Consider the following 16,374-nt stretch of genomic DNA (forward strand, 5'->3'; position numbering starts at 1 on the left):
CCCGCACTGTACCCGTAGGGTCAGTGTCGGGAGGAATGCGGAAGTTATGATAGAACCATGACCCAAGTCCTGACCGTATCCTGCAAGCTCAAGGCGTCCCAGTCGCAAGCCGCCAAATTGGACGCGACTTTGGAGGCTTTTGGCCAAGCCTTGAATTGGGTCAACCAGAACACGCCGGAGAAAGTCGCCAACGCCGTTAAGCTCCAGTCTCTGTGCTACCGCGAAATCCATGCCCGGTTCGGCTTATCCAGTAACTTGGCAAGGACTACGTCCCGCTTACGCGACCAGCAGGTCTGCAGACGGCTGGCCGGCGCCCGTAAAGTTGCCCAACAGAAAAACCGCCCCGTCAAAACGTTCAAAGGGGGCTTCGCTACCTACGATGCACGTATCTTTTCGTTCCGCGAGAAAGACTGGACGGTGTCGCTGACCACGGTGGAGGGTCGGGAGCGCTTTGAGCTGGCGATTGGCCGCTACCAGAGAGAACGGCTGGCTGGTTCCAACCCCAAATCTGCCACCCTGGTCAAGCGTAAAGACGGCTCCTACTCCATTCAAATCTGTGTGGAAGCGGAGCCATCCCCGCCGCAACGCACGGGCAGAGTGCTGGGGGTGGACTTGGGGAGGACGGATATTGCCCATACGTCAGAGGGGGACAACTGGAATGGACAGCAGTTGAACAGAGTCCGCGACCACTACTCCCGGTTGAGGGCGGCACTCCAACGCAAAGCCAGTAAGGGCACACGCAGTTCGCGGCGCAGATGCAGAGAACTGCTGCAACGGCTGTCTGGCAAGGAGAGACGTTTTCAGGCGTGGGTCAATCATCGCATCTCCAAAGCTATTGTCTCTAGGGCAAAAGCTACCAACAGCGCTATCGCCCTGGAAGACCTGACAGGGATCCGGAAAAGAGTCAATCAACAGCCGCGCAGCAAAGCCGAGCGGCGCAGGGCCAACAGTTGGGCGTTCTACCAACTACGCCAGTTTCTGGAATACAAGGCGAGGGTTGCAGGGGTTTCTCTGATTCCTGTGCCGCCTGCTTACACGTCGCAGACCTGTCACCGGTGCTTACACATCCACCCTGAGCAGGGCAAGTCCTACCGCAGTGGCAAGTCGTTCAAGTGTGGGCACTGTGGATGGGAAGGGGATGCGGATTTGAATGGTGCGAATGTGATTGCGCTCTTGGGGGCTGTCGTAAACCAGCCTAGAGGTTCGGGCCTGTTTTGTTCTCTGGTAGAGCAGAGCAGGCTCAGGGCTACTGAAAGCCCGCTCCGTACCGCTTTAGCGGTCGGAGTCGGGTAGTTTACCACTCACCTCTGCTTCTGAATCGTTGCGCAAACAGAATTGCACCACCTGCGAGGTTTGGTCGTCGATGGGGGTAGCCGCTGTGAAAATGATGTGGATGAGGCCGTTGGGGTAGGTGATTTTGAGCTTGCGACCAAAAGGCATAAACCAGGTGCCCTCCAGGATACGCACTGTGCGATCCTCTGACATCCGCAAGTTTTGCTTCTGCAAGTCACTGTTGAACACCGGCAAAACAGAGGTGGCCCGAAGGCCGTACTCCAGCCCTTCAAGGCTGTCCAGATCGGGGGGTACAGGCTCGGAGATCACCCCAAAGCTCTGCTGATGGACGAAGTGGGGATGGGCATTGTCAAAGGAGTTTTCCATCAGGCGCAGGCCAGCACATTTCCAGACCTCATAGAACTGATGAATTTGGCGAAACCGGGGATCCGCCACCTCTGAGATCTCGGGAATATCGGTCAAGGGATCCGCCAATGCCACCCAAACATAGCCATAGCGCTCTTGGCAGCGAAACCCCTCCACCTTGTAGGTGCGAGGGATGAAGTTGTCTGTAAGTTGGGGTACCTTCACACAGGTGCCAGAGCCGTCAAATTCCCAGCCGTGATAGGGGCAGCGGATGTGACCATTGCAAACAACCCCTTTGGAAAGTTGGGCCGAGCGATGGCAGCAACGATCCAAGACGGCGCAAGGCTGCCCTGACTCATTGAGCCAAAGCACCAGAGGAGTCTTCAGCAGCGTGAAAGCTTGTGGGCCGGTTTCCAGGGCCGACATCGGGATCACGGGGTACCAAAACCGCCTCAGGACAGGTTGCTGGGTAACAAGCATAAACCCGCTCCACAAGCTCTAGTTCGGAGAATCATGAGCTGGCTTTTCGTGAGCCTAGGTGGCTCAAAGCACCGCCCCCCGTGAAAAAGATAGGCGTTGAAATGGCAGAAGTCCGTATAAGCCAACACAGCTTTGCCCTGGGCGCGTTTGTGCATCGATGGCTACCCCCCTGCCCGGGGATGGGCTATTGATCGAAGGAAGCAGAGAAGCGTCGGTGGGCTTCTGTTGGCATGTGGCTGTGAGGAAAGGTGGAAAGGTGCAAAACGAATTGAACCCCGCTCGAGATCCTTGTAGCGCAGGGATCCCGGCCCAACCTACTGCAGAGTCCACCTCCCCCAAACCAGAACCGGCTGCTGAGAGCCGGCCAAACCAACTGACGGATCCAGATCCTCGCCTCAGCCGTTCTCAACAAAAACGAGAGCAGGAACGCCGCTCCTTACCTTGGCGTCTGGGGCTGGCCAACGTGCTCTCGGCAGGGTTGCATTTCATCGCGATGAGCTGGGTGGGTTGGCAGCCTAGGATCCGGGAAGAGGAGGAGATCCTCCCCTTTCAGTGGGTGGAGGTGGCAGACGAGCCGCCCCCAGAGCCGCAGTGGATTGCGCCCGTCTCCGCCCGTGAGTCCGGTGTCTCTGAACCTCGGGATCACGTATCGGTGCGGCAGTCGCAAGTGCCCAGCCCAAGTGAAGAGGCCACTTCTGCGGCGGCACAGCCTTTGGTTGCCTCAGCCGCAGGGAGTCCTGTCCCTGGGATCCTCCCCCCATCCCCAAGGGAGCTTGAGATGCCCCAACCCAACCGCGACTCTGCCTCTCCTCAGCAGCAGCCAAAGGCCAGGTTAGAAAATCTGTCAGCGGGTTTAGCAGCTCTGGAGCAGGCAGTTGCCGATCACAATTGGGCGGAGGCGCTACATCTGACGGAAGAATGGCTGGATCACTGGCCTCTGTCCTCTCCACAGCGCCAGCAACTGCAGGACTATCGTCAGCATCTGCAAAGCCTACTGGCTACCTCCTCGGCAGCAGCAGTGGAGACCAAATCGGCTCAGATCTCTCCTGCTCAATCCCTCAAGCCTCAACCCGAAAGAGCAGCAAGTTCTCCTGAGGTTTTGCCACAACCCTACCTGTCGGCTCCAGCGGATCCGCATCCAACTTTGCCCTCTCCAGAGCCGATCGCAGCCCCGTTGGAAGAGCCTTCTCCCACCTTGCCCCCGACTTTTCCTACCGGATCCCACAGCTCCAGCCTTGGTCGCACCAGTGGGATAGAGTCCTCGCGGGCAGGCCCACCCAGCCTCAATGCCGTCGCCGATCCGGATTGGGGAGACTACTTGGCTCAATTCCAAGAAAGGGTTCGCCAACACTGGATGGTACGGCGGGCATCCGGATCCTACGTAACAGTGGTGCAGGTGCGTCTGGATCGACAGGGATCCTTGCGGGAACTGCGCCTGCAAACCCCCTCAGAAGATCCCCTGTTGGATGCAGCCGTGCTCAGTGCCATCCAGCGCTCAGCCCCCTTTGCTCCTTTGCCCGAGAGCTATGTTGGCGAAGAACTGATGCTGGAAATTAACGTGTTGAGCGGATCCCTGCAGGCTGGCCCAACCCAGATTCCGAGAAACTAACGTCAGAACCTCAGGCAAGGCCACAAGCCCTGTTCAGAGGGGTTCAGATTTCCGAGTGTCGGCAGTAGCCTAGGCCATGGACTTGCGGCGGTTGCGCCGGACGGCCACCGCTTTGCGCTTGCGCTTTTCTAGGTTGGTTTCAAAGTGCCGATGGTTGCGCAAATCCCGCAAAATGCCCGCCTTAGAAACCTGGCGCTTGAAGCGGCGCAGCGCCGATTCGATCCCTTCGTTTTCGCCAATCGTCACTTGGGTCATAGGAAAGACATCTCCTCCGTCAATCAAATGGGTTTGGTTACAACAGGGATCCCTATCGTGACATACTCCCGACTCCGACTGCTGGCGGTACGGAGCGGGCTTCTCGCTTCAAAGTGCTACGCACCGCTGACGCGAATGGGGAGCTAGTGCAAGAACCCTCCACGAGCAGACACGGGATGCCCCACCGCGTAGCTGTACCAGATTCCGGCAATGCCGTTTTGCACAGCCAGGTTGATTATAGAACAGGGGATGTCCGCCTTTCATTCCGACCCTCGTCCTACGGGCAGAGGGCAGGGCTTCAAGGACTCCGTCCCGCTAGCGCGAACGGCGGCCTAGCTAAACAATCGCCACACCACTGCTTGCTGCCACAGTTCGTGTTCACTGCGCCCGGCTGCCAAAGTTGAGCCCCGAAACCACCTCACCTTCCCTCAAATTCACAACAAATGAGGCCGTTGTCCCAGTGGGGGGCGGGGGAGAGGGTGCTGGAGTTGGGCTGGGGGCACTGCCGATTACCGATTGCACAAAACCGGCGAAGCTAGACACCCGCGTATACACCCCATAGAAATTGGGCTGGGCGCAGCCGATGCCAAAACTGGTGATTCCGGCCAGGGCAAAACCCGTGCCACTGGACACAATCAAAGGCCCACCACTATCGCCCTGACACGTATCGACTCCCCCCTGAGGAAAGCCGGCGCAGAGCATGGTATCTAAAATGGTGCCATTGTAGGATTGGGGCGCATTGCACACCGCATTGGAGACGATGGGAACGGTGGCCTGCTGCAAATCTCGGGGAAAGCCGCTGGGTTCCTCGTTGTCCAGAGCACGGGGGAAGGTAGCTCCCCAGCCGAGGATGGTGGCGGCAGTGCCAGGGGCCGTCAGGTTGGTTTGGTTGGGCTGCACCAGTGGCAGGGTGGCCAGAGCCACTGGCCGAGAAAGGCGCACCAGGGCAATGTCGTTCCCCCCAAGTTTCCCCACCTGGGGGTTGTAGCCGGGGTTGAGGACAATTTGCGCGGCGCGAATGCGTTGGCCGGCACCGATTTGCAAGCGGTTGGTACCCAACAGCAGATCCAGATTTTGGGCACTCACTACCTGGTTGCCTTGTCCGTCGAAAAAACAATGGGCAGCGGTAACTACCCACTCCGGCGCGATCAGGGATCCGCCGCAAAACTGCGCTTGAAAAGGATCTGGCTCAGCCGCCCTCAGCAAGGCCACCATCCAGGGAAAGGCTCCTTCGGGAGCAGGACTGCCGCCCACAATCCGCTCCAGCCCCAAGCCTGAGCGCGGCGTGGTGAAGATTCGCCCTGGGGGCAAAAGGGCGGTGACGCGGTAGATGCCAGGGGGCAAGTTGGAGAAGCGGAAGTTGCCGCCGCCGTCGCTGACGGTGCTGGGCTCCCCCGGGTCGAGGCGGCCATTGCCGTTTAAGTCCAAAAACGTGGTAATGCCCGGCAGCCCCGGCTCCCCCGGATCCCGCAGCCCATTGCCGTTGAGATCGTCGAAATGGGATCCCTCAATTCGTCCTGTGGGAGGGGCCGAGACTGGGGGAAGCAGGCGACTGGAACCGCCACCGCCACAGGCGCTCACACTCAAGGCCAGACTCAACCCCAGCAGAACAGACCAGGAGCGAGCCAAGCCAAGGGGGGAATGGGATCGCGAGAGATGAGGCATGGTCAGATTCTCCAAAGCCAGCCGGTTATGCCAGCCAAGGATATCCTACCGGCGAAGCCTAAAGATTGCGCAACCGGGAGAACTTCTCCCCGCGGCCGGCTCTCCCGAGTTGCCCCAAGACCCCAATGCCCACTTTTGCCTCTTGCCGCCCGTGCACCTGGGCAGTAAAACCAGGGTGGGAGGGTGTGTGGCAGATGAATATCGCGGTCTTGGGGTTCAAAGGGGGCGTGGGCAAAACCACCACAGCGGTGCATTTGGCCCTCTACCTTCAGCAAAAACAAGGGGCAGCTCCTGCGGGTGGGTCGGGGATGGCCCTGTTGATCGACGCCGATCCCAATCGCTCGGCCTCTCGCTGGGCAGAACGGGGATCATCCTTTCCTATTAAGGTATTGGCTGCGGATCCCACCACTCCCACGCCCACAGGCTTTCAGCACACGGTGATTGACACCCCTGCCCGTCCCACCTCGGAACAGTTACCAAAAAACTGGGTCTAAAGCCCCGCCCTAAGGCCTACGGCCCGCTGACGCGACCAGGGCGGCTTTTATCTTGCTAACCTGCGCTAGAGTGGGCCCATGCGCGTCCTCGAAGCCAAGCTCCTCAACGGCACAGCCCAGCAGTACCAAGCCCTGGATGAGGCCATCCGGACTGCCCAGTTCGTGCGCAACAAGTGCCTGCGCCACTGGATGGATCATCAGGGGGTGAACAGGGCCACGTTGTACTCCCTCTGCAAGGACTTGGCTCAGGAGTTCCCCTTCGCCCAGAAGCTCAACTCCTCTGCCCGACAAGCCAGTGCCGAGCGAGCTTGGTCTGCTATTTCCAACTTTTACCGCCGCTGCCAGAACCAGGCAGCCCAAAAAGGCTATCCCCAGTTCCAGAAACACTGTCGCTCCGTGGAGTACAAAGTCTCCGGCTGGAAGCTCTCCCAGGATGGAATGTCCATCACCTTCACGGACGGCTTCCATGCGGGTACTTTTGCCCTCTACTGCAACGGCGAGGCACGGCGGGACATCCTCACCCTGAAAATCAACCGGGTGAGGGTCATACGCAGGGCCGATGGGTACTACGCCCAGTTCTGTCTGGACGTGGAGCGTCGGGAGAAGGTGGGCTACACCGGCGAGGCGGTGGGGCTGGATGTGGGCTTGATGCACTTCTACACCGACAGCCACGGCCACAAGGTAGAGTGCCCCAAATTCTTGCGTCGTGCCGAAAGGAGGTTGAAGCGAGAGCAACGCAGGTTAAGTCGGAAGTTTCGGAGAGGGGCCAAACCTCAATCCAAGAACTACCACAAGCAGAGGAAGCGGCTGGGCAAGGTACACCTGAAGGTCCAACGCCAGCGTAGAGACTGGGTCATCAAGCTGGCCCGGTGCGTGGTGGCGTCTCACGACGTCGTGGCGTACGAGGACTTGCAGGTGCGCAACTTGGTGCGGAATCGCCACTTGGCCAAGTCGATTCACGATGCGAGCTGGAGTTTATTCACCGGGTGGCTCGACTACTACGGGAAGGTCTTCAACAAGGTGGTGGTGGCCGTGCCGCCCCAGTACACCAGTCAGGACTGTTCTCGGTGTGGCCACCGGGTGAAGAAGAGGCTGTCCACTCGCACCCATCAATGCCCGCAGTGTGGGGTGGTACTTTGCCGGGATGAGAATGCGGCCATCAACATCCTGCGCCGAGGGCTGGAGTTGCTGGGTGAGGAGTGGAACAACGGTACCTTTGGGCAAAAGGGAACCGCCCCGAAAGGGGGAACGCCTGGAGAGACAAGCACCGCTGCTGTGGAGGGGCAACCTGACACGGTAAGTGCTGTCGCAGAACCAGGAACCAGAATCCCCTGTCTTTAGGCAGGGGAGCATGTCAAATCCCCAAAGAGACCCACCGAGCCGTGAAGCGCCTTCTGTTGGAGTCGGATCAAGATCTCTCGGAGTTAGTCGAGACGCTGCTCAGCCAGTGGCTGCGTTCTCAGTCGGGAAAGGTTTGAAACCAAAATCTGGGGAAGGGGGGCATCGCGGACCCCACAGCCGCATAGGATCCCGCTGTCGGGGATCGGAGGGAGCACACAGATTCCAGATCAGAACCAGATAAGAATAAGATGAAGGGGCGTGAGGCAGGGATCCCCGAACGCGAGGTGGGGCCGTTCGCAATAGCGGGACGGAGTCCTTGGGCAAGTTGCGCGAGGGGAAGTCTGCGTTGGGAGGACGTCACGCTCTTTCAGGGGTAAAGGGATCCTTTATGCAAGCCATCACCTTGCTCGGCTCCACCGGCTCGATTGGCACCCAAACTCTGGACTTGGTGGCCCAGTATCCGGAGCGTTTTCAGGTTGTTGGCCTGACCAGCTACAGCAACGTCGCCCTCTTGGCCGAGCAGGTACGGCGGTTTCGGCCCCAGATGGTTGCCATTGGCCGGGAAGAACTGCTGCCGGAGCTGCGGTCGCTGCTGACCGGGATCCGACCGCTGCCGGAGTTGGTGGCCGGAACGGAGGGGCTGTGTCAGGTGGCGGCTCACCCGGCGGCCCAGCGGGTGGTGACGGGGATCGTCGGCTGCGCCGGTTTGTTGCCAACCCTGGCGGCCATCCGTGCCGGCAAAGACATTGCCCTGGCCAACAAAGAAACCCTGGTGGCAGGGGGGCCGGTGGTGCTGCCCTTGGTGCGGCAGTACGGGGTGAACCTGATCCCCGTCGACTCTGAGCATTCGGCCATTTTCCAGTGTTTACAGGGGGTGCCCGCGGGATCCCTGCGAAGAATCCTGTTGACTGCCTCGGGTGGCGCCTTTCGGGATTGGCCTGCCGAAAAATTGGATCAGGTCACCCTGGCCGATGCCCTCAAGCACCCCAACTGGGTGATGGGGCGCAAAATCACCATCGACTCGGCCACCCTGATGAACAAGGGCCTGGAGGTGATCGAGGCCCACTGGCTCTTCGGCCTGGACTACGACCACATCGACATCCTCATCCATCCGCAAAGCATTGTCCACTCCCTGATCGAGCTGGCCGATACCTCGGTTCTGGCCCAGTTGGGCTGGCCGGACATGCACCTGCCCATCCTCTACGGCCTCAGTTGGCCGGAACGCCTGGCCACCCCCTGGGATCCCCTCGATTTGGTCAAGCTGGGATCCCTCACCTTTAAGGCTCCGGATCACCGCAAGTACCCCTGCATGGAGTTGGCCTATGCCGCTGGACGGAGGGGGGGAACGCTGCCGGCAGTGTTGAATGCGGCCAACGAAGCGGCGGTGGCCCTGTTCTTGCAGGAGCGCATCCGTTTTTTGGATATTCCCCGTCTCTTGGAGCGGGTTTGTGAGCGGCATCAAGTCATTGCCGATCCCAGCCTGGAGGACATTTTGCAGGCAGATGCCTGGGCACGGCGGGAAACGGCGCAACTGGCCCAGCAAGCCCCGGCTCAGGTTCTGGTCTGATCCCCACCGGGGGGATCCGGCTGAACGCTAGAGTGGAAGAGGATGCAGGGAGCAAGTGAGTGACCGGATCCCATCTCCGACAATTGGCCCATTATCTGCGCCCCTATCGACGACAGGTGGGGTTGGGCATTGGATCCCTGCTCCTGGTCAATGGCCTGGGGGTGTTCCTGCCCTGGTACGTCAAGCTGGTCATCGATGACCTCAGCCAGAACCTGGCCACTTTGTCGGACCGGCGCATTGCCCTTTACGCCCTAACGGTGCTGGTCGTCTCCAGCCTGATGATGGGCATTCGCATTGCCTCGCGGGTGTGGATGTTTGGGGTGGGACGGCAGGTGGAGTTTCACCTCAAGCAAGCCATCTTCGAGCATTTGCTCACCCTGCAGCCTTCCTACTTTGCCCAGCAGACCATCGGGGACATTCTCACCTGCATCACCAGCGATGTGGAAAACATCCGCCGCCTGTTGGGGTTCGCCCTACTCAATTTGGCCAACACGATCTTTGCCTATGCCACCACCTTGCCCGCCATGTTTGGCATCGAGCCCCGTCTGAGCACCTTGGCGCTGTCGGTGTTTCCGGTGATGTTGGTGCTGGTGAAGTTGAGCAGCAACCGCCTGCAGCAGGAGCAGCTCCAGGTGCAGCAGGAGTTGGCGGATCTGAGCGATCTCATTCAAGAGGACCTGAACGGCATTGCCCTGATCAAGGTGTACAGCCAGGAACAGCACGAGCAGCGGGAGTTTCGCCGCCAGAACCAGCGGCTGCTGCAGGCCAATTTGCGCTTGGCCCTCACTCGCAACTTGCTTTTCCCTTCTTTGGTGGCGCTGGTCAGCCTCAGTTTGTTGCTACTGCTGGCGGTGGGGGGGCCGCAGATTGCGGCAGGGACGCTGACCATCGGGGATTTTTCGGCCCTCACCCTCTACGTGGAACGGTTGGTATTTCCCACCGCCCTGCTGGGCTTCACCATCACGGCCTACCAGCGGGGGCAGGTCAGCTTGGAGCGGATCGATGCTCTGTTGGGGGTAGAACCCACCATCCGAGACGCCCCAGGCGCTTTGCCGTTGCCTCTGGAGAGGGTGCAGGGTCGCCTCGAGGCCAGAGGTCTCGCGTTTGCCTTCGCCGGCCCTGCGGCAGCTCCGGCTCTAGAGGATTTGCACTTTTGCATAGAACCGGGCCAGATGGTGGCGGTGGTGGGGCCGATTGGGGCGGGCAAGTCCACTCTGGCCAATGCCCTTCCTCGGCTGCTGGAGATCCAGCCGGGGCAACTGTTTTTGGATGGGCAGGATATCACCCAGATTCAACTGGGATCCCTGCGCCGGGCCATTGCCTATGTGCCCCAGGAGAGCTTCCTGTTCAGCGCCACGGTCCGGGACAACATCCGCTACGGCAAGCCAGATGCCGAAGATTGGGAGGTGGAATGGGCTGCCAAAGCCGCCCACATCCACGCCGAGATCCTCAACTTTCCCAAGGGCTACGACACTCTGGTGGGAGAGCGGGGCATCACCCTCTCCGGTGGCCAGCGACAGCGGGTGGCCTTGGCCCGGGCTTTGCTGGTGGATGCTCCCATCTTGATCCTGGATGACTCTCTCTCCAGCGTGGATAACCAGACGGCCCAAGCCATCCTTCGCCATCTGCGTCGGGTCACGGCCCAGAAAACGGTGATCTTCATCACCCATCGCCTTACGGCTGCGGTGGAAGCCGATCAGATTTGGGTGATGGACAGGGGCCGCCTTGTGCAGAAGGGATCCCATGCCGAATTGCTGGCGGACGAGAAGGGCCTCTACGCTTCTCTGTGGGCCAAGCAAAAGCTGGAGGAAGCCCTGGCCTAATTTGACGGCGGCAATCCCTGGCCGCTACCCTAACCGGCAAAGCTGTGGGGAGTGGCAACGATGGAAACTGCTGGGATCACTTTGTCCAAATTGCTCCACCAAGCCGGGATCCAGCCCCGATTGGCCCAGGGATCCCTGGAGGGGGTGCAGGTCTGGGGCCTCTGTGCCGACTCTCGCCAGGTGCAGGCCGGGGATCTCTTCTTGGGGATGCCGGGATCCCGCGTGGATGGGGGTTGCTTCGTGGCCCAAGCCCTGGCGGCAGGGGCAGTGGCGGCCCTCATTTCCCAAGAGGCGTGGGAGAGCGTCAGCGGAGAGGCTGGATGGGGAAGTCAGCCCGTCCTGGTTTTGCCTCGCGCCAGCCTGAACAGGGCCGTGGCCCAGGTGGCGGCAGCTTTCTATGGGTTTCCCGCCCGCCAACTGACCTTGGTGGGGGTGACGGGCACCAATGGCAAAACCACCACCACCCACTTAATCGAACATTTGGTGCAAGCTGCCGGCCGCTCCGCGGCTTTGCTGGGCACTCTGTACAACCGCTGGCCTGGCTATAGGGAGGTGGCCTCCCACACCACCCTTTTTCCCCTAGAGCTGCAGCGCAGCCTGCGGCAGGCCCACCAAGTCGGGGCAGAGGTGGCCGTGATGGAAGTGAGCTCTCACGCATTGGCTCAAGATCGAGTGTGGGGGTGTTCCTTTGCCGCTGCCGTCTGGACCAACCTTACCCAGGATCACCTGGATTTCCACGGCAGCATGGAGAACTACTGGCAGGCCAAAGCCACCCTCTTCCGACAGGAGTATCTCCAAGGGCGGGCGGTGATCAACGCCGACGATGCTGGGGGACGGCGGCTCTTGCAAGCCATTCGGCCCGATCTGCAGCCCTGGGCCTACTCGCTGCAGCCCCTGCAGGGGATCCCCAGCCTCTGGCCCGGCCAAGTTCAACTGCGCCCCACCGGCCTGAGCGCGACCCTGCACACCCCTGCGGGCACGTTTGCCGTGGAGGCCCCCCTGGTGGGATCCTTCAACCTGGCCAACCTGCTGGCGGCGGTGGGGGTAGCCCTGCACTTGGGGATCCCTGTCGAGATCATCCAGTCGGCCCTGCCCCACTTTCCGGGCGTACCGGGGCGGATGGAGCGGGTGACCCTGCCGGGGCAGGATATCGCGGTAGTTGTGGACTACGCCCACACCCCCGACGGCCTGGAAAACTTGCTCAAGGCCCTGCGATCCCAGGTGCAAGGGCAACTTATCTGCGTCTTTGGCTGTGGCGGGGATCGGGATCGGGGCAAACGACCGCAGATGGGCCGCATTGCCGCCACCTGGGCCGATCAGGTGATCGTTACCTCCGACAACCCCCGCACCGAAGATCCCCAGCAGATCCTACGGGATATTTTGGCCGGGATCCCTGGATCCCCCAGGGCGGTGGAGGTGGATCGGCGGCAGGCCATTCGCCTGGCCATCCTCGCAGCCCAGCCAGGGGATACGGTGGTCATTGCCGGCAAAGGCCATGAGGACTACCAAATCCTGGGCACCGAGAAGGTTCACTTCGACGACCGGGAAGAAGCCCGCGCCGCCCTGGCCCTGAGGGAAAAAAGCCGGGGGTGAGGCTAACGGGAGCGGTGCTGCAGCATCAGCTCCACGAACTCGCGGAAGAGGTGATCGGCGTCGTGGGGGCCGGGGCTGGCCTCCGGGTGATACTGCACAGAAAACAGGGGCAGGTGACGGTGGCGGATCCCGGCCACGGTACGGTCATTCAAGTTGAGGTAGGTGATTACCACCCCATCGGCGGGGATCGAAGCGGCATCCACCGCAAATCCGTGGTTCTGGCTGGTGATCTCCACTTGCTTCTCCAACCCGCAAGGGTGGTTGAGGCCGCGGTGGCCAAACTTGAGCTTGTAGGTGGATCCCCCTAGGGCCAAACTGAGAATCTGATGGCCCAGGCAGATCCCAAATAGGGGCTTCCCGGTTTGCAGCAGCGCTTGCGTGGTGCGGATGGCCGTGGTCTCTGCCGCCGGATCCCCTGGCCCATTGGAGAGGAAGATCCCATCGGGGTTGTAACTCAAAATCTGCTCCGGGCTGGCATTGGCCGGCAACACCATCACCCGACAGCCATAGCGGGTAAGGCGGCGCAGAATGTTGCGCTTAACGCCGAAATCCAGGGCCACCACCCGCAGGGGCGGCTCCGGGATCGGGATCCCTTGGCTGCGGCCATAGTCCCAGTCGGCGGGGGTAGGTTCCAGCCACTCGTAGGGTTGAGGAGTGGTAACCTCTGCCACCAAGCTCAACCCCTGCATGGAAGGAGCTTGGCGCACCCGCTCCAACAAAACCTGGGGATCCAAAGTCTCCGTGGAAAGGGCCCCGTTCATCACCCCCTGAGAGCGCAGCCGCCGCGCCAAAGCCCGCGTATCTACCCCAGCAATGGCCGGGATCCCATATCGTTGCAGGTATTCGGGGAGGGTGGATGTAGCCCGCCAGGAGCTGGCCAGGCGAGACACATTGCGGGCGATGATCCCCGCAACCTGAGGCCGAGCCGATTCTTCGTCCAGCTCATTCACTCCGGTGTTTCCCAGCTCAGGGCAGGTGAAAGTAATGATCTGCCCCCGGTAGCTAGGGTCGGTGATCACCTCCTGGTAGCCGGTCATGCCTGTGTTGAACACCACCTCGCCCACCGCCGTGCCCGGCGCCCCAAAAGACCAGCCGGAGAAAGCAGTGCCATCCGCCAGCACCAAGAGAGCCGGCTGACGAGTTTGCCAGGGAAAAACAAGCGGTGGGGAAGCCGTGAGCATAGAAGGAACCTACAGCATTACCAGCCCCCCAAACCCTCCTCTCCCTTTGGGAGAGGGGCCGGGGGTGAGGGCGGCAGTCCGACCATCCTACCCCAACTATTCTCCCTCTACCACGCTGCCACACTCAGGGTTGTTGTCCTTGCGAATGGTACCGATTAAGGTGCTTACCACCACGCAGCGGTTTTCTCCCTGAGAGTAGGTGCTGCTGACTACAAAGCGACCCAGTTGACGGGCTCGGCCATCGGATTCAAAAACCGCCCTTCCGTTGGCGAAGGTGGGGGCGTTCTCTATAACCTCCACTGACCGCTCTGGTATGGCAATTAAAGTGGATGTCACTTCATCAGGGAAGATACTGTTGACGGTTACAAAATTATTCAGGCGCACCCGCTGACAGGGGGTGGGTTCATCGCAAAGGCCCTGCTCATCTTGAATAACCAGAGTCGGTACATTCGGCTCCGAATTGTCCACCCCAACCACCCAAGCTCGGCCCAAGAGAGAAGCCCTGGCATTGGTGCGAGCAGTGCGTAAGGCCCGCTCCACCTTGTTTTGCGCATCGTCTAGCTGGATCCGCGCCCAGATGTTGATCCCAGAAGGAACCGCCAGCACAGCCATGATGCCGATGATGACGATGACTGCCAAGACTTCTACTAGGGTAAAGCCCTTCGTCTGGGCAGGTGCAGTCCGTCTGAATCTGCTCATCGAGGCCAACATAGGTAGGAATCCTCCCTCGGGGCAAGTCACATAGGCTTGACTAGGCTTGACGATTAAACACACCACGGGCCAACACCTGAGTTTGCATTGTCGTCAGATACCGCGACACCTGCTCCGCATCAACGCTGGTGGCATCTTGGATGTAGCGCCGGAACAGGCCGGGATTGGATCGCTCCATGGCAGTTGCCGTGATGGTAACAATCACATCTTGGGGAAGGCTGGCGGCGGCGCTGCGCCGGACGCAAACATGGAAGCCCACGTCGTTTTGATTGACCTCTAGGCCTGAGAAAGTGACTCCATTGGGCCTACCCCCTCCAAAGGCATAGCCCTGTGGGCAATTCGGCGCAACCTGCGGACTTCCCTGTCGGCTGCTGAAGATGTTGGAGACCAGAGTTACAAGACGAGGGCCTCGATTGCCTGCCGCGGCAATGGGTTCCTGGGGTGTCCCCCTCCGCTCGAGATCTTGAAGATCCTTCTCAGCGGGCCAGTCAAGGAAGCCTTGCCGATATGGATCGGGATCAACCCTGAAGAATGGGCTGCGCTCAATGCATGTATCATTAAAAGGTTGCAACTCAAACCTAGCAATGCGCGCGTTGCCCTCCCAAGGGGTGTTGCCGTCTGGGTTACCGGCGTTGTTGTAGTTACGTTGCAAGTAGTACACAACCAAGCTATAGATGTTGCGGCGGTTGCGGATGTTGTCCCAGTCAGCTTCGGAAATACCCGTAGGTCTCTCCTTCAAAGTTACTCGGCCTTCTCGAATTTGTTGCAAGGTCGGAGGGCCTTGATAGCAATCGCGTGGGATCGGATTCAGCTTCCAAAAGGCGACCACTGGAATGGCTCCATCGGGGCGGCGAATCCAGCCGGGGGTGTAAAGCCTTTGGATGAGATCTGGCGTTCCGTCTCCGTTGGGCTGTTCCGCATCGTTGTAGATGTAAAGCGCCTCCGCCAGATCCTGCTGGATATACTGCATGGCCTGGGTCAGCTCTGCCTGCACCTGAGTGCGCCCTGTCTCTTCCCGATCCACCCGCATGGTTTCAATGACGATCATGCCGGTGGCCAGCAGAAAGATCGAGGCTACCACCAGCGACACCAAAAGCTCGGTGAGGGTAAACCCCGCACTCTGGTAAACCCTGTGGCGAAAAACCTTGAACATAGGAAAACACCACCTTTTTGTGAGCCTGCAGGAGGAGCTTACCCGTCGCTTCAAAGCGAGGTAGGGCTTGGGCTGGGCAGCGGGAAGGCATTGCAGTTGTTGGTCGGGATCCCACCCCTAGCTTGAACATCGGCCAAAATGGCCCGGCAAACATCCCCCAAATTGGCGGCCAGGTTGACTTCTACAATCGAGCTGGCCATGGGAAATAGCCACACATCGGCATTGGCCAAGTTCTGATTGGCGGAGACCGTCTCAGTGCGCAGCCCAGGAAGAGCCTGTCGAGTGGTTGGGTTGAAGGAAAAGCGGTGGTACACCCTCACCCCCAAAAAGAAGGAGCAGGGAACCCCTGAGATGACGGTGTTGTTGCGTCGGTCAATGCATTCCCCGCCCCTATCCCGAAAGGTTTGGATGACATAGACCTCGGGGTTTCGCCCCGGCAACCGCACTTCGGCCAGGCGAATGGAGTAGTTGGGGCCGGGGTTGTCCATATCGGCAGGGGGCGGTGTATTGCGCAAGGGGCTTGCTCCAATCCTGGGCAGACGAGCCAACTGAGCTGGGTCCTGGAAGGCGCTTCGGTTAGCGGCCAGCTCCAGGTCAACCAGGGTGCGGATGCGATCCACTTCAGCCCGGGCCAGTTGATTGGCCACTTCTATCCGCTCCGTCATGGCCCGTCGATAGGCGATCAGGGTGAGAGCAGGAGCAAGAGCGGCCATAGCCAAAGCCACAATGACCACCGACGCCAAGACCTCAATGAGGGTAAAGCCCCCTGTTTCTTGTTGCCGCCAAAGCCGCCACTTGTTCATGGATCCCTCCCTTAGCCCACTCTGCTCCTACCTTGAATCTACCCCTGGCATGGGAAGTCAA

The 16,374-nt window shown here is 60.2% G+C and carries 14 protein-coding genes; 7 read left to right on the top strand and 7 right to left on the bottom strand.

The window, feature by feature from the left end; genetic code table 11:
* Positions 1 to 57 precede the first annotated feature (57 nt).
* Complete coding sequence (locus ACVWXZ_RS01510; protein WP_457403571.1) at positions 58 to 1,293, top strand: RNA-guided endonuclease InsQ/TnpB family protein; 1,236 nt, start codon at positions 58 to 60, stop codon at positions 1,291 to 1,293.
* Here the strand turns inward: ACVWXZ_RS01510 and ACVWXZ_RS01515 are convergent.
* Positions 1,273 to 2,118: a Rieske 2Fe-2S domain-containing protein gene (locus ACVWXZ_RS01515; protein ID WP_457403570.1), complete on the bottom strand. Its 846-nt coding sequence runs from the start codon at positions 2,116 to 2,118 to the stop codon at positions 1,273 to 1,275. The two genes, ACVWXZ_RS01510 and ACVWXZ_RS01515, sit on opposite strands and share 21 nt — an antisense overlap.
* Before the next feature lie 256 nt (positions 2,119 to 2,374).
* Here ACVWXZ_RS01515 and ACVWXZ_RS01520 point away from each other — a divergent pair, with 256 nt between their 5' ends.
* Positions 2,375 to 3,727 (top strand): TonB family protein, encoded by a 1,353-nt coding sequence (locus ACVWXZ_RS01520; RefSeq protein ID WP_457482051.1) that lies wholly within the window; start codon positions 2,375 to 2,377, stop codon positions 3,725 to 3,727.
* A 69-nt stretch (positions 3,728 to 3,796) separates the two neighbouring features.
* On the opposite strand, the gene rpsU is transcribed toward ACVWXZ_RS01520, so the two are convergent.
* Together rpsU and ACVWXZ_RS01530 are read right to left on the bottom strand one after the other, a co-directional pair.
* Positions 3,797 to 3,982, bottom strand: a complete 186-nt coding sequence (gene rpsU, locus ACVWXZ_RS01525) for a 30S ribosomal protein S21 (protein ID WP_011432857.1) — start codon at positions 3,980 to 3,982, stop codon at positions 3,797 to 3,799.
* Positions 3,983 to 4,360: 378 nt separating this feature from the next.
* On the bottom strand, positions 4,361 to 5,647 hold the full coding sequence (locus ACVWXZ_RS01530; RefSeq protein WP_457403568.1) for a trypsin-like serine protease: 1,287 nt from the start codon (positions 5,645 to 5,647) through the stop codon (positions 4,361 to 4,363).
* A gap of 194 nt (positions 5,648 to 5,841) precedes the next feature.
* On the opposite strand from ACVWXZ_RS01530, the gene ACVWXZ_RS01535 reads away from it, so the two are divergent.
* From ACVWXZ_RS01535 to ACVWXZ_RS01555, 5 genes are all read left to right on the top strand, one after another.
* Positions 5,842 to 6,141, top strand: a complete 300-nt coding sequence (locus ACVWXZ_RS01535) for a nucleotide-binding protein (protein ID WP_457441336.1) — start codon at positions 5,842 to 5,844, stop codon at positions 6,139 to 6,141.
* A 78-nt stretch (positions 6,142 to 6,219) separates the two neighbouring features.
* On the top strand, positions 6,220 to 7,482 hold the full coding sequence (locus ACVWXZ_RS01540) for an RNA-guided endonuclease InsQ/TnpB family protein (protein WP_457441338.1): 1,263 nt from the start codon (positions 6,220 to 6,222) through the stop codon (positions 7,480 to 7,482).
* Between the two features lie 388 nt (positions 7,483 to 7,870).
* Positions 7,871 to 9,049, top strand: a complete 1,179-nt coding sequence (locus tag ACVWXZ_RS01545; protein ID WP_414329119.1) for a 1-deoxy-D-xylulose-5-phosphate reductoisomerase — start codon at positions 7,871 to 7,873, stop codon at positions 9,047 to 9,049.
* 59 nt (positions 9,050 to 9,108) lie between these two features.
* Positions 9,109 to 10,872 carry an ABC transporter ATP-binding protein gene (locus ACVWXZ_RS01550; RefSeq protein ID WP_457441340.1) on the top strand — a complete coding sequence of 588 codons (1,764 nt, stop codon included), beginning with the start codon at positions 9,109 to 9,111 and terminating at the stop codon, positions 10,870 to 10,872.
* Between the two features lie 60 nt (positions 10,873 to 10,932).
* On the top strand, positions 10,933 to 12,465 hold the full coding sequence (locus ACVWXZ_RS01555; RefSeq protein WP_457482052.1) for a UDP-N-acetylmuramoyl-L-alanyl-D-glutamate--2,6-diaminopimelate ligase: 1,533 nt from the start codon (positions 10,933 to 10,935) through the stop codon (positions 12,463 to 12,465).
* A gap of 2 nt (positions 12,466 to 12,467) precedes the next feature.
* Here ACVWXZ_RS01555 and carA read toward each other — a convergent pair whose 3' ends face one another.
* The 4 genes from carA to ACVWXZ_RS01575 form a co-directional block, all read right to left on the bottom strand.
* Entirely contained in the window at positions 12,468 to 13,646 is a 1,179-nt protein-coding gene (carA, locus tag ACVWXZ_RS01560; RefSeq protein WP_457482053.1) for a glutamine-hydrolyzing carbamoyl-phosphate synthase small subunit, read from the bottom strand.
* Positions 13,647 to 13,742: 96 nt separating this feature from the next.
* Positions 13,743 to 14,345 (bottom strand): pilus assembly FimT family protein, encoded by a 603-nt coding sequence (locus ACVWXZ_RS01565; RefSeq protein ID WP_457482054.1) that lies wholly within the window; start codon positions 14,343 to 14,345, stop codon positions 13,743 to 13,745.
* A gap of 52 nt (positions 14,346 to 14,397) precedes the next feature.
* A complete protein-coding gene (locus tag ACVWXZ_RS01570; RefSeq protein WP_457440041.1) occupies positions 14,398 to 15,510 on the bottom strand; it encodes a prepilin-type N-terminal cleavage/methylation domain-containing protein in 1,113 nt (370 codons plus the stop codon).
* 50 nt (positions 15,511 to 15,560) lie between these two features.
* Positions 15,561 to 16,313, bottom strand: a complete 753-nt coding sequence (locus tag ACVWXZ_RS01575; protein WP_457440043.1) for a prepilin-type N-terminal cleavage/methylation domain-containing protein — start codon at positions 16,311 to 16,313, stop codon at positions 15,561 to 15,563.
* Between the last annotated feature and the right edge of the window lie 61 nt (positions 16,314 to 16,374).

It is taken from the genome of Thermostichus sp. MS-CIW-38 (genome assembly GCF_054058415.1).

Coding starts and splice junctions, on each gene's coding strand:
- ACVWXZ_RS01565 (WP_457482054.1), bottom strand. CDS start 14,345: ATGAGCAGATTCAGACGGACTGCACCTGCCCAGACGAAGGGCTTTACC.
- rpsU (WP_011432857.1), bottom strand. CDS start 3,982: ATGACCCAAGTGACGATTGGCGAAAACGAAGGGATCGAATCGGCGCTG.
- ACVWXZ_RS01530 (WP_457403568.1), bottom strand. CDS start 5,647: ATGCCTCATCTCTCGCGATCCCATTCCCCCCTTGGCTTGGCTCGCTCC.
- ACVWXZ_RS01545 (WP_414329119.1), top strand. CDS start 7,871: ATGCAAGCCATCACCTTGCTCGGCTCCACCGGCTCGATTGGCACCCAA.
- ACVWXZ_RS01535 (WP_457441336.1), top strand. CDS start 5,842: ATGAATATCGCGGTCTTGGGGTTCAAAGGGGGCGTGGGCAAAACCACC.
- ACVWXZ_RS01570 (WP_457440041.1), bottom strand. CDS start 15,510: ATGTTCAAGGTTTTTCGCCACAGGGTTTACCAGAGTGCGGGGTTTACC.
- ACVWXZ_RS01575 (WP_457440043.1), bottom strand. CDS start 16,313: ATGAACAAGTGGCGGCTTTGGCGGCAACAAGAAACAGGGGGCTTTACC.
- ACVWXZ_RS01515 (WP_457403570.1), bottom strand. CDS start 2,118: ATGCTTGTTACCCAGCAACCTGTCCTGAGGCGGTTTTGGTACCCCGTG.
- ACVWXZ_RS01540 (WP_457441338.1), top strand. CDS start 6,220: ATGCGCGTCCTCGAAGCCAAGCTCCTCAACGGCACAGCCCAGCAGTAC.
- ACVWXZ_RS01555 (WP_457482052.1), top strand. CDS start 10,933: ATGGAAACTGCTGGGATCACTTTGTCCAAATTGCTCCACCAAGCCGGG.
- carA (WP_457482053.1), bottom strand. CDS start 13,646: ATGCTCACGGCTTCCCCACCGCTTGTTTTTCCCTGGCAAACTCGTCAG.
- ACVWXZ_RS01510 (WP_457403571.1), top strand. CDS start 58: ATGACCCAAGTCCTGACCGTATCCTGCAAGCTCAAGGCGTCCCAGTCG.